Below are 12724 nucleotides of genomic sequence, written 5' to 3' on the forward strand. Positions count from 1 at the left end.
TGCTGTATGAAATCCCTGATCCGGCTGATCGCCGCAATGGCCCTGACTTTGGCTTTCGGCTCGGCGGCGTCGGCCAAGACGCTCGTCTATTGTTCGGAAGCATCTCCGGAAGGTTTCGATCCCGCCCTTTACACGGCCGGCACAACCTTCGATGCCGCATCCCGGACGGTGTATAACCGTCTGGTCGAGTTCAAGCATGGATCGACCGAGATCGAGCCCGGTCTCGCCGAATCCTGGACCATTTCCGACGACGGCAAGGAATACACCTTCAAACTTCGGCCGAACGTCAAATTCCAGACCACCGACTTCTTCACTCCGACCCGTGATCTCGATGCTGACGACGTTATCTTCTCCTTTGAGCGCCAGCTCGACGAGAAGAGCCCCTGGAATCAGTATGTCAGCGGCGCCAGCTGGGAATATGCCAGTGGCATGGGCTTTCCCAAGCTGATCAAGTCGGTTGAAAAGCTCGATGATCTGACGGTGAAGTTCGTTCTCAACCGTCCGGAGGCGCCGTTCCTGGCCGATCTGGCGATGGACTTCGCCTCGATCATGTCCAAGGAATACGCCGACAAGCTTCAGGCCGACAGCCAGATGGGCCAACTGAACCAAAAGCCGCTCGGCACCGGGCCGTTTCAGTTCGTCGCTTATCAGCCGGACGCGGTGATCCGCTACAAGGCCAATCCGACCTATTTCAAGGGCAAGGAGAAGATCGACGACTTGATCTTCGCGATCACCACCGATGCCTCGGTGCGGGCGCAGAAGCTCAAGGCCAATGAATGTCAGATCATGCCTTATCCGAACGCGGCCGACGTCAAGTCGCTGCAGAGCGATCCGAATCTGAAGGTCGACGAGCAGAACGGCCTGAACGTCGCTTATCTTGCCTACAACACCACCCAGGCGCCGTTCGATAAGCCCGAGGTCCGCAAGGCCCTCAACATGGCGATCAACAAGCAGGCGATTATCGACGCGGTGTTCCAGGGCGCGGCGACGCCGGCCAAGAACCCGATCCCGCCGACGATGTGGGGCTATAACGACGCGGTCAAGGACGATCCCTACGATCCGGAAGCGGCCAAGAAGATGTTGGCCGATGCCGGCGTCAAGGATCTGTCGATGAAGATCTGGGCGATGCCGGTCAGCCGCCCCTACATGCTCAACGCCCGTCGCGCCGCCGAGTTGATGCAGGCGGATCTGGAGAAGGTCGGCGTCAAGGCGCAGATCGTCTCCTATGAATGGGGCGAGTATCTGGAAAAGTCCAAGGCCAAGGACCGCGACGGCGCGGTGATGCTCGGCTGGACCGGCGACAACGGCGATCCGGACAACTTCCTTGACACTCTGCTTGGCTGTGACGCCGTCGGCGGCAACAACCGTGCCCAGTGGTGCGACAAGGAGTTCGACGATCTGGTGAAGAAGGCCAAGGAGGTCTCCGACCAGGCCGCGCGCGCAAAGCTCTACGAAGAGGCTCAAGTCGTCTTCAAAAAGCAGGCGCCTTGGCTCACCATCGATCACTCGAAGGTGTTCATGCCGATGCAGAAGTCGGTGAAGGGCTTCCACCTGGATCCGCTCGGCTATCATCGCTTCGACGGCGTCGACATCGAGCAATAAGCCGCTGCAAGCCTGCCGGCAGGCGGGGCGGCCATGATGGCCGCCTCGTTCTCGCGTGAGAGAAATCGGGGCGACCATCGTCGCGCGGGCTGCGGTCCGTCAAACCCGGTGTCGCATGTGCGGCCGTCTTGAACGGGCCCCGGATCAGCGGGTCGCTTCGCGCCTCCTGATGCGGTCACGGGCTCTGATATCTGACGCCATGCGTCCGATGGGACGCACAAAGAACGCTTTCCATCATGGAAGCGACGCATCGTACTTGGCCGAAAATCGATCCCGATTTTCGGCCGGTGCGTCTGCGGGAAGAACGAGCATTGACGGGATGCGTTGATGGGGCGCGTCGACAGGGCCGGCCAAAACGGGCGTTTTCGGCGAACGTCTGGAGGAGGCGCCTGCTTGGCCTCGGACTGGGTTCGGTGTCGGTGGTGCGGACATATCAGGCATTCCGCCGTTCCGCCTCGAAGCGCTGTCCCATGTCTTGAAAACGGTCTTTTGTATGGTTCGATTTCTCTTGTCGCGTGTGCTGGTCCTCATTCCGACCTTTATCGGGGTGTCGATCGTGGCCTTTGCCTTCATCCGGCTTTTGCCGGGGGATCCGGTCCAGATGCTGGCGGGCGAGCGCGTCGTCGACCCGCAGCGCCATGCGGCGATCATGCATCAGCTCGGCTTCGACCGGCCGCTGGTCATGCAATACTTGTCCTATCTCTGGAATTTGCTGCATGGCGACTTCGGGACGTCGATCGTCACCAAGCGCGGCGTGATCACGGAATTCTTCACGCTGTTTCCGGCGACCCTCGAACTGTCCTTGTGCGCTATCGTCATCGCCGTCCTTCTCGGCGTTCCGGCCGGCGTCTTCGCCGCGGTCAAGCGCGGCTCCTGGTTCGATCAGAGCGTCATGGGCGCGGCGCTGGTGGGCTATTCCATGCCGATCTTCTGGTGGGGGCTGCTGCTGATCATCCTGTTTTCCGGCATCCTGCAATGGACGCCGGTTTCGGGACGGATCTCGCTGCTTTACTATTTCCCGCAGGTGACGGGCTTCATGCTGATCGACTCGCTTTTGTCCGGCCAGAAGGGCGCCTTCGGCTCGGCGGTTTCCCATCTTATCCTGCCGTCGATCGTGCTCGCGACCATTCCCCTGGCGGTGATCGCCCGGCAGACCCGCTCGGCGATGCTTGAGGTGCTCGGCGAAGATTATGTGCGCACCGCCAAGGCCAAGGGCCTCGGGCGTTCGCGCGTCGTCGGCGTGCATGCGCTGCGCAACGCGCTGATTCCGGTGGTCACCACCATCGGCCTGCAGGTCGGCGTGCTGATGGCCGGGGCGATTTTGACGGAGACGATCTTTTCCTGGCCGGGGATCGGCAAATGGATGGTCGATAGCGTGTTTCGCCGCGACTACCCGGTGGTGCAGGGCGGCCTGTTGCTGATCGCGATGATCATCATGGTGGTCAATCTGGCGGTCGATCTCCTCTACGGGGTGATCAATCCGCGCGTCAGAGCGCGCTAGGGGAGGCGGAGATGAGCCATATTTCAGCCCAGGAAGCCGAAGAAGGCGTCGGCGCCGACATCCCGGATCACCGCCCGAAGAAGAGCCCCCGCCGGCAGATGCTGGAGGAATTCTGGTTCTACTTTTCCGAAAATCGCGGCGCCGTGCTCGGCCTCGTGGTGTTCGGCCTCGTCGTCCTGACGGCGCTCGCCGCGCCGCTTCTGGCGCCGCATTCGCCGATCGCCACCAACGATCAGGCGCAGCTTCTGCCGCCGGTCTGGGAGAGCGGCAACTGGGCCTACATCCTCGGCACCGACGCGATCGGCCGCGACATGCTCTCGCGGCTGCTCTTCGGCGCCCGCTATTCGCTGTTCATCGGCGTGATCGTCGTCGTGGTGGCGGTGTCGGTCGGCATCGCCGTCGGGCTCATCGCCGGCTATTTCGGCGGTTGGCTCGACACGGTGATCATGCGGGTGATGGACGTCATTCTCGCCTTTCCCTCGCTGCTCTTGGCGCTTGTTCTCGTTGCGGTGCTGGGGCCGGGCCTGACCAATGCGATGATCGCGATCGCCCTCGTGCTGCAGCCGCATTTCGTCCGGCTGACGCGGGCCTCGGTGATGGCCGAGAAGCGGCGGGAATATGTGACGGCGGCGAAGGTGGTCGGCGCGAGCCCGTTGCGGCTGATGGTCGTCACCATCCTGCCGAACTGCCTCGGCCCGCTGATCGTCCAGGCGACGCTGTCCTTCTCCAACGCCATTCTCGATGCCGCAGCGCTTGGCTTTCTCGGCATGGGCGCGCAGCCGCCGACGCCGGAATGGGGTACGATGCTGGCCGAAGCGCGGGAGTTTATCCTGCGCGCCTGGTGGGTCGTGACCTTCCCAGGTCTGGCGATCCTTGTCACTGTACTCGCGATCAACCTTGTCGGCGACGGCCTCAGGGACGCGCTCGACCCGAAGATGAAGCGAAGCTGAGGGCCGGCCTGCAGCGCCCCTCTGGACGAGCGAAGCGGCGATGATCGAGATTTTGACGCAGCTTTTCCAGGCGATCCTCTCGCCCTCTTCGACCACGGCGCAGGGTGGGGTGCTGGCGTTCCTGTCCGACCCCCAAAATGCCCTCACCACTTTCTTTCTGACGCTGGCGAGTGGCCTTCTGGTTTGGACGGCCAAGCAGGCTTCCGGGCTCTGGATGGAGCGGCAAAGGCGCCGCAGCAAGCTGGAGGAACTGACGCTGAAAGTGTCCACCGACGTCATCACGCGGCTGGAATCGCTGCCGAGCGTTTCCGATCCGGCGTGGGAAGACGCTCTGGTCGCGACAATTCGGCAGAGCGACCGCGGCAAGCACCGCTTTCGCGGTTACGTGACGGCGTCACTGGACAAAAACGCCTATGATGCCTTCAATAACGAAATCCATCATTTCGATCCGGAGGTCATCTTAACCTTCCAGGCCTTCGTCCAGAGCGATGCTCTTCTCGAAAAACAATATGCCAAGCTCGATGGTGACCGGTTTGTGGAATTGCCGACGGCGAGAAAGATCGCTGCGGCCCGGCTGATGTTCGAAACGGGGCGCCGCACGCGCATCCTTGGCGAGCGCTTCCTGCTCGCACTCTCGCTCGATAAAAAGCGTGGGGCGCTGGTTCCCCCGCCCTTCAGCTTCGAAGATCCGACCGTCTCGGCATATTATTTCCGGGCGATCGACGCCGTTCTAGCCGAGAAGAATGAACAGACGGCGCGCAGACGCCTGCGACTGGCGCTCCGCAGCCGCGACCGCAGCGTTCTTCAGATTTACAGCAAAGACATCGACATCATTCTGGCGGACGGCAGACATGATGCCCAGCGCCAGATGCTGAAAGGCCTCAGCTGCCGAACGCGGCAGCTCTCAAACGACGGGCAGGATCGGGCCGATCATTGAACACATATCCGTCACAAGCAAAACACAGGATCGAAAGAGTGATTGGAAGATAATGCCACTCCTTTCATTAAGCAATCTCGCCGTCACCTTCGACACCGCCTCAGGTCCCTTCAAGGCCGTCGACGGGGTCGATATCACTGTCGAGGCGGGAGAGGTTTTAGGCATTGTCGGTGAGTCCGGCTCCGGCAAGTCGGTGGCGATGCTCGGGCTGATGGGGTTGCTGCCGCCGTCTGCGACGGTGACGGCCGACGAGATCGCCTTCGAAGGGCGCGACATGCGGGCGATGTCCGGCCGCGAGCGGCGGAAGATCATCGGCAAGGACATCGCGATGATCTTTCAGGAGCCGGTAGCGAGCCTCAATCCGTGCTTCACCGTCGGCTTTCAGATCAAGGAGGCGTTGCGTGCCCACACCGATCTCGACCGCAAGGGGCGGCACCATCGCGCGGTCGAGCTGTTGACGGCGGTCGGTATTCCAGACCCCGAGCGGCGGCTTTCGGCCTTTCCGCACCAGATGTCCGGCGGCATGAGCCAGCGGGTGATGATCGCGATGGCGACCGCCTGCCGTCCCAAGCTGTTGATCGCCGACGAGCCGACCACGGCCCTCGACGTGACCATCCAGGCGCAGATCCTCGACTTGCTCATCGACTTGCAAAAGGAGCGCGGCATGGGAATGATTCTGATCACCCACGACATGGGCGTGATCGCCGAAACCGCCGAGCGGGTGATCGTGCAATATGCCGGTCAGCAGGTGGAGCGCCAGCGCGTCGCGACGCTGTTCGATGCGCCGCATCACCCCTATACGTCGGCGCTGCTTGCCGCGATCCCCGAGCGCTCGACCGGGCGCCGGCTGCCGACCATTCCCGGCGTCGTTCCGGGGCAGGGAGATCGGCCTGACGGCTGCCTCTTCAATCCGCGCTGCCCGAAGGCCGACGACCTCTGTCGAAGCGTCATGCCGCATCGTCAGACGGCCGGCCTCGGCGAAGCGCTCTGCCACTACCCCTTGAACCCCCTAGTGGTGTGATTCCGACATTGGCTTCATCGGACGCCCCCAACCGGGATTCAAATGTCAAATCCAATCCACTAGCCGATGTGAGTGCTGCCTGATGCGTGCCATCGTCACTGCAAACAACGTCAGCCAGATCTACGAGATGCGGCGGGGCCTTTTCCACAAGGCGCTCGGGCTGAAGGCCGTCAAGGATGCGAGCTTCGTCGTCGGGGAAGGCGAGACGCTGGCGATTGTCGGCGAATCAGGCTGCGGCAAGTCGACTCTCGCCCGCATGCTGACGATGATCGAGACCCCGGCCGAGGGGGCGCTGACCATCGACGGCGTGACCATCACCGGCGACAATCCCGGTGACATGAAAAAGCTGCGCTCGACGGTGCAGATCGTCTTCCAGAACCCCTATGGCGCGCTCAATCCGCGCCAGAAGGTCGGGGCGATCATCGAAGAGCCCTTGAAGATCAATACCAGGCTCTCGGCCGCCGAGCGCCGACAAAAAGCCGAGACGGCACTTGCCGAGGTCGGGCTGCGGCCGGAGCATTACGGCCGCTATCCGCACATGTTCTCCGGCGGCCAGCGCCAGCGTATTGCGATCGCCCGGGCGATCATTCTGGAGCCGAAGATCCTCGTCCTCGACGAGCCGGTCTCGGCCCTCGACGTCTCGATCCAGGCGCAAATCCTCAATCTGCTCGCCGATCTGCAGGAGCGCCTCGGCCTCACCTACATCTTCATCAGCCACGATCTCTCGGTGGTGAAGCACGTCGCGACCCGGGTGATGGTGATGTATCTCGGCCGCCCGGTGGAAATCGCCCCGGTTGCCGCGCTCTACGCCGATCCGCGCCACCCCTACACCCGGGCGCTGCTCTCGGCGACACCGGCCACCGATCCGGCGGCCAAAGGCCGGCGCATTCGCCTGACCGGCGAATTGCCCTCGCCGATCAACCCGCCCGCCGGCTGCTCCTTCAACCCCCGCTGCCCGCTGGCCGACGACCGCTGCCGGGCGGAACGCCCGGAGCTGAGCGACGACGGCCCGACCCGCGTCGCCTGCTTCGCCGTCGAAGAAGGCCGCAGCGCGGCCGCGTGAGGCGTGCGGGGCCGTTGGTGAGGCGTGATATGGATGTGAGCTTTCGCTTCGAGAGCGATAGGCTCGGCCGAAGCATGACGCAAGGGCGCCCGCCGGCGGGCGCCTATTTCGAGGCCACCTGCTGGCCGACGATCTCGCGGGTCGCGTCGAAGGCGATGTCCTTGTGGCGGTTCATGATGTAGCGCAGATCCCAGTCGTCCTTGCACAGATAGACCGGCCAGTTGTCGCGGTCGCGCACGACATTCATGGTGTTTTCGCGGATGAAGTCCTTGAGGGTCTGCTCATTGTCGCAGCGCAGCCAGCGGGCGACGTTGTAGAGCACCGGCTCGAAGCTGACGTCGGCCTTGTATTCGCCGGCGATGCGGGCGGCCAGAACGTCGAGCTGCAGCGGGCCGACGACGCCGACGATCCAGTCCGAACCGATGGTCGGCCGGAACACCTGGACGAGGCCTTCCTGAGCCAGATCCTCGAGTCCCCGACGCATCTGCTTCATCTTCATCGAATCTTCGAGCCGCACCCGGCGCAAGACTTCCGGCGCGAAGGCCGGTAGGCCGGTGAAGCGGAAGACTTCGCCTTCGGTCAGAGTGTCGCCGACCTGCAGCGTGCCGTGGTTGGGAATGCCGATGACGTCGCCGGCATAGGCTTCCTCCGTCAGCGCCCGCTCCTGGGCGACGAAATAGATCGGATTGGAGACGGCGATCGGCTTGCCGGAGCGGACATGGTCGAGCTTCATGCCCCGCTTGAAATGCCCCGAGCAGAAGCGGACGAAGGCGACGCGGTCGCGGTGTTTCGGATCCATATTGGCCTGGACCTTGAAGACGAAACCCGAGACCTTGGCGTCCGAAGGATCGACCGGCCCCTTGTCGGAAGGCTGCGGCCGCGGCTCGGGGGCATGTTCGGCGATGAAATCCATCAGCCGGTCGACCGCAAAATTCTGCAGCGCCGAGCCGAACACCACCGGGGTGAGGTGGCCTTGGCGGTAGGCGGCCGGCTCGAAGCTCGCATAGCCCTCGGCGGCGAGCTCCGCCGCGTCGCGAAAGCCGGCATAGACCGGCGGTGTCAGCGTCGCTTCGAGCGCCGGGTCGTCGAGACCGCCGTTGTAGTGCTGCGTCTTGTCGCTGCCGGCAAACAGAAAATCGTGCTTCGTCAGGTCGTAGCAGCCCTTGAACAGCCCGCCCTGGCCGACCGGCCAGACCATCGGCGCGACGGACAGCGCCAGCTCGCTCTCGATCTCGTCCAAAAGTTCGAACGGGTCGCGACCCTCGCGGTCGACCTTGTTGACGAAGGTGATGATCGGAATGTCGCGCAGGCGGCAGATTTCGAAGAGCTTCTTCGTCTGAGCCTCGATGCCCTTGGCGGCGTCGATCACCATGATGGCGCTGTCGACGGCGGTCAGTGTGCGGTACGTGTCTTCGGAAAAGTCGCTGTGGCCGGGGGTGTCGAGCAGGTTGAAGTTGATACCCTCCTTCTCGAAGGTCATCACCGAGGAGGTGACCGAGATGCCACGGTTCTTCTCGATCTCCATCCAATCGGACTTTGCCCGCCGGCCATTGCCCTTGGAGCGCACGGCGCCGGCCATCTCGATGGCGCCACCGGACAGAAGCAGCTTTTCGGTCAGCGTCGTCTTGCCGGCGTCGGGGTGGGAGATGATGGCGAAGGTGCGCCGGGTCTCGAACGGCTGCCGCGCGATCCGCGAGGGGCTGCGATCGGCGGCGGTGGCACTGGCGAGACTGCTCATGTCGGTCATGGTCCGCTATCGGGCTCAAGGGGTGGCGATGGCCGGACGGGCCGGCGCGGCCGATCGTCGTCGGCGGGCAGGACACCGCCGCTGGCAGCACGGATCCGAAACGCGGAAAGATAATGGGTGGCTGCGGGCCGACGGCATCGCTCGTGCCCCGCGCAATAAGCGGCATTTGCAGCCGGGTCAATTCTTGCGCCGTCCGGATCGACGCAAAAGGCGCGGGCCTTGCGGCCCACGCCCGGTGATTTGAAGGTGACCCGCCGGGGCTTGTCCGGCGGGTCACCTATCGGTCTTGGCGCGCATTCGCGGGCTTACTGGGCCGGCGGCGGAGGCGGCGGGGTGCCGTCCGGGCCTGCGTCCGAACCCGCGTCGGGACCGGCGGGAGGCACGCCGGCCGGCCCACCAGCCGGGCCGCCGGGCATCGCCTGCAGCTCCTTCAAGAAGTGCGCGGCGATATCGGCGCAGGGCTTCATCGGCTCATCCTCGGCGCATTTGACGTCGAGATGCATGTCGCCCCTATCGATGATGAAATGCGCGCCCTTTGCAGGTGGTGGCGGTGGCGGCGGCGGGCGATGACCGCGCGGACCACCCGGCGGTGGCGGCGGCGGCGGCGCGCCATCGGGGCCGCGCGGGCCCGGCGGTGGGGGAACCGGCGCGCCGGGCGGCGGCGGGGGAGGGGGCGCGGCATCGGGGCCGGGCTGTGCGCCGGGCGGCGGCGGGGGCGGTGCGTCCTGAGCAAAGCTCGGGGCGGCGATCAGCATCGATCCGGCCGCCAGCAACAGGGCCAAGCGTTTCATCGTGGAAGACTCCTCGAGGTTCAGGGTCAAAATGCTTCGGTTGACAGATTGGTTGCGCCGAAGCTTTGGTCTCGGCCGTTCCGCGGCCCGTGACGGGCCATGGCATCCGGTCGATCGATTTGCGCCGGGCCGCCTTGCCGGCCCTTGGCGCAAGCGATGGGAAAATTCCCTGGGGCGGCGCTAAGCCGTCCCGGTGGGTCATTCGCCGGCGATCCGGGCGACGGCGTTTTTTAGGCCGACAAAGGGCGGGCGCGGCGGCCCGAGGCGGACGACGCTGCCGTCGGCATGGACCAGGAGGTCGCCATGCAGGACGCCGTCGTCGAAGCGCCCCTGAACGGTGATCGTCTCGCCTGTCTTCGCCGGAGCCCCGGTCCAGCGGGAGGGGCCGGTCTCGACCAGCGCTCGGCCGCTCTGATCGGCGATGAGCAGCTTGTTGCCGAAGACGTCGGTGACCGTGCCGGTGATCGCCACCGGGCTCCAGCTGTCGCCGATCGAGGCGATCGCCTGGGATTTGAGCGGCAGCACCGTCTCGGTGCCGAAGCCGGCGAGGCCGACCGTGACGGCGCCGATAGCGATGCCGACGGCAAGGAGGCCGGCGCCGGCAAGGCCAAGCCGCATATGCTTCTTGCCGGGATGAAGGCGAATGCCGGCGAGGCGGCTCTTGTGCCAGAACGGCCGGCGGGGTGTCGTCGTGTCGCTGGTCGGCGTGGCATTTGGCGAATTCATGTCCATGGTGGTGAGGCTCTCGGTCCGTGTTGATGACAGCCTTTTCGCACGGCCGGCGAAACCCGCGCTGAATGAGACCGTTCAGGATCGGTTCAGCCTTTTTGGCTAGCGCCAAGGAGCGTAGACGAGCCCACGCGTCCGTGCGTCGAGCGCTCGAGGAGCAAGGAGTGTCGCCATGAAGGTTCTCATCGTCGAAGACGACCGGGCGCTGGTGGCCAAGCTCGAACAGGCGCTCCACCGGGAACATTTCGCCGTCGACGTGGCGATGAACGGCGAGGACGGCCAGCATCTCGGCGAGACCGAGGCCTATGACGTCGCGGTGCTCGATCTGGGGCTGCCGAAGATTTCCGGGATCGATGTCCTCAAGGGCTGGCGCAAGGCCGGCCGGGCGCTGCCGGTGCTGATTTTGACGGCGCGCGACGGCTGGTCGGAAAAGGTCGAAGGCTTTAAGGCCGGCGCCGACGACTATCTGATGAAGCCGTTTCGCCAGGAAGAGCTGGTGATGCGGCTGCGGGCCCTGGTGCGCCGGGCGAACGGCCATGCCGACAACCGCATCGTCTGCGGGCCGCTGACCTTCGACGCCCAGATTGGCTCCTTCGAACTCGACGGCCTGCCGCTCCGTCTGACCGCGCTGGAATGGCGGGTCCTCTCGTGCCTCGCGCTTCGCCAGGGCCGGGTGGTAATGCGCCAGGATCTGTTCGAGCGGGTCTATGAGGGCGACGCCGAGGTCGATTCCAATTCGCTGGAGGTGATCGTTGGACGTCTGCGCCGCAAGATCGGCGCGGCGATGATCGAGACCGAGCGCGGCCTCGGCTATCGGCTGGTGGCGCCCGATGCGGCGTAAGCTCACCGCCCCTCGCTCACTGCGCGGCCGGCTGATCCTCTCGGCGACCGCGCTTCTCGTCACCGCCGTGCTCGTCGCGGCTGGGCTGATCGGCCTGTCGCTCAACCGCTTCGTCACTGGACAGATCGATCAGCGGCTCGATGCCCAGGTGATGGCGCTGGCCTCGGCGCTGCAGCGCGACGGCAAGGGCGACCTGGTGCTGACCGCCTCCTTCGACGCACCGCCCTTCGACGATCCGCGTTCGGGCTGGTTTTGGCAGGTGCGCCAGAGCGACGGGACGATCGTCGCGCGCTCGTCGTCGGCGGCGCGCTGGCGCGACATCCGATTTTCGCTGATGTCCGTCGATCTGCCGCCACGCCCGCCGCATGCACCGCCGGGGCCGAGCCCCCGGCCGATGCGGGTCGACGGCGCGCGTGGTGGTCCTGAGCGCGGTGATCTGCATGGACGTGGCCTGACGATGGCGATCGGCGGGACGGAGGTGACGGTCGCGGCGGCTGCGCCCGAGCGGGCGATCTTCGGACCGTTGCGCGACGCGCTGATCCCGGTCGGCCTGGTCATGGCGGCGCTGGTCGCCGGGCTTCTGGTCGCGGTGTTCTGGCAGGTGCGGATCGGTCTGAAGCCGCTGCGCCGTCTGCGCGACGATCTCGCCGCGGTGCGCGGCGGGCGCCAGCGCTACGTGCCGGCCGACCAGCCGGCCGAGATCGCGCCGCTCGCCGCCGAACTCAACGCCCTGATCGACGAGACCACCGCCAATCTGGAACGGGCCCGGCGCCATGTCGCCAATCTCGCCCATGGGCTGAAGACGCCGCTGGCAACGCTGCTTCTGACGCTCTCAGAGCCCGGCCGCGATCCGGACGGCGACGCGAGCGCGCTGGCGGGCGCCATGGACCGGCGCATCCGCCACCATCTCGGCCGCGCCCGCTCGGCGGCGGTCGGCGGTCCGGGCCGCAGCGCCCGGCCGATTGAACCGCATGTCGCCGATCTGGTGATCGGCCTGTCGCGCATTCACGCCGAGCGCGGACTGGCCTTTAACGTCGATCTGCCCGTGGAGGCGTCTGTCGCCTGCGAGCCGCAGGATCTCGACGAGATGCTCGGCAATCTCTTGGACAATGCCTGCAAATGGGCGGCGCATCAGGTTCGCGTCGGGGCCGCGCGGGCCGGCGGCAGCCATTGGCAGGTGACGATCGAAGACGATGGCGAGGGGATCGCCGCCGGGGAGGCAGAGCGGGTGATGGAGCCCGGCCGCCGCCTCGACGAAGCCACGCCCGGCCACGGCTTCGGCCTCACCATCACCCGGGAACTTGCCGAACTGTACGGTGGCGATCTGGCGATCGGCGCCTCGACCCTCGGCGGCGTCATGGCGACGCTGCGGCTGCCGGCGGCGCAGGGCGTTTGACGCTGCCAAGTGCGTTGCCGGACGAGCCCACTTCGGATTTGGAAAAGCCTGCAAAACGAAACGGCGGGGGAAGCGATCGCCCCGGCCGTTTCGCGTCGTCGGTTGTCTTGTCGCCGTCGGGACGATGCGTCGATTCAAAGGGTGAG

11 protein-coding genes are annotated in these 12724 nt (G+C 65.3%); 8 read left to right on the forward strand and 3 right to left on the reverse strand.

What is annotated here, in order from left to right; all coding sequences use genetic code 11:
• Nucleotides 1-6 precede the first annotated feature (6 nt).
• The 6 genes from J1C48_RS15625 to J1C48_RS15650 all read left to right on the forward strand — a co-directional run bounded on the left by J1C48_RS15625 (nucleotide 7) and on the right by J1C48_RS15650 (nucleotide 7074).
• On the forward strand, nucleotides 7-1602 hold the full coding sequence (locus tag J1C48_RS15625; RefSeq protein ID WP_207258930.1) for an ABC transporter substrate-binding protein: 1596 nt from the start codon (nucleotides 7-9) through the stop codon (nucleotides 1600-1602).
• 493 nt (nucleotides 1603-2095) lie between these two features.
• Nucleotides 2096-3103, forward strand: a complete 1008-nt coding sequence (locus J1C48_RS15630) for an ABC transporter permease subunit (RefSeq protein ID WP_207258931.1) — start codon at nucleotides 2096-2098, stop codon at nucleotides 3101-3103.
• 98 nt (nucleotides 3104-3201) lie between these two features.
• On the forward strand, nucleotides 3202-4053 hold the full coding sequence (locus J1C48_RS15635) for an ABC transporter permease subunit (RefSeq protein ID WP_231081839.1): 852 nt from the start codon (nucleotides 3202-3204) through the stop codon (nucleotides 4051-4053).
• A gap of 40 nt (nucleotides 4054-4093) precedes the next feature.
• Entirely contained in the window at nucleotides 4094-4990 is an 897-nt protein-coding gene (locus tag J1C48_RS15640) for a hypothetical protein (protein WP_207258933.1), read from the forward strand.
• A 52-nt stretch (nucleotides 4991-5042) separates the two neighbouring features.
• The gene (locus tag J1C48_RS15645; RefSeq protein WP_207258934.1) at nucleotides 5043-6011 is read left to right on the forward strand and encodes an ABC transporter ATP-binding protein; all 969 of its coding nucleotides are present in this window, start codon (nucleotides 5043-5045) and stop codon (nucleotides 6009-6011) included.
• A gap of 82 nt (nucleotides 6012-6093) precedes the next feature.
• Nucleotides 6094-7074 carry an ABC transporter ATP-binding protein gene (locus J1C48_RS15650; protein WP_207258935.1) on the forward strand — a complete coding sequence of 327 codons (981 nt, stop codon included), beginning with the start codon at nucleotides 6094-6096 and terminating at the stop codon, nucleotides 7072-7074.
• Nucleotides 7075-7177: 103 nt separating this feature from the next.
• Here the strand turns inward: J1C48_RS15650 and J1C48_RS15655 are convergent, their stop codons facing one another.
• The 3 genes from J1C48_RS15655 to J1C48_RS15665 form a co-directional block, all read right to left on the reverse strand.
• A complete protein-coding gene (locus J1C48_RS15655) occupies nucleotides 7178-8812 on the reverse strand; it encodes a peptide chain release factor 3 (protein ID WP_207258936.1) in 1635 nt (544 codons plus the stop codon).
• Nucleotides 8813-9126: 314 nt separating this feature from the next.
• Nucleotides 9127-9612: a hypothetical protein gene (locus tag J1C48_RS19010; protein WP_231081833.1), complete on the reverse strand. Its 486-nt coding sequence runs from the start codon at nucleotides 9610-9612 to the stop codon at nucleotides 9127-9129.
• Nucleotides 9613-9810: 198 nt separating this feature from the next.
• Complete coding sequence (locus J1C48_RS15665) at nucleotides 9811-10344, reverse strand: hypothetical protein (RefSeq protein ID WP_207258937.1); 534 nt, start codon at nucleotides 10342-10344, stop codon at nucleotides 9811-9813.
• A gap of 169 nt (nucleotides 10345-10513) precedes the next feature.
• Between J1C48_RS15665 and J1C48_RS15670 the strand changes: the two genes are divergently transcribed.
• On the forward strand, nucleotides 10514-11182 hold the full coding sequence (locus J1C48_RS15670) for a response regulator (RefSeq protein ID WP_207258938.1): 669 nt from the start codon (nucleotides 10514-10516) through the stop codon (nucleotides 11180-11182).
• Nucleotides 11172-12578: a sensor histidine kinase gene (locus J1C48_RS15675; RefSeq protein WP_207258939.1), complete on the forward strand. Its 1407-nt coding sequence runs from the start codon at nucleotides 11172-11174 to the stop codon at nucleotides 12576-12578. Before J1C48_RS15670 ends, J1C48_RS15675 begins: the two co-directional genes overlap by 11 nt.
• Nucleotides 12579-12724 lie beyond the last annotated feature (146 nt).

The sequence above is a fragment of the Jiella flava genome, from assembly GCF_017349315.1.
GTDB classification, from domain to species: Bacteria; Pseudomonadota; Alphaproteobacteria; order Rhizobiales; family Rhizobiaceae; genus Jiella; species Jiella flava.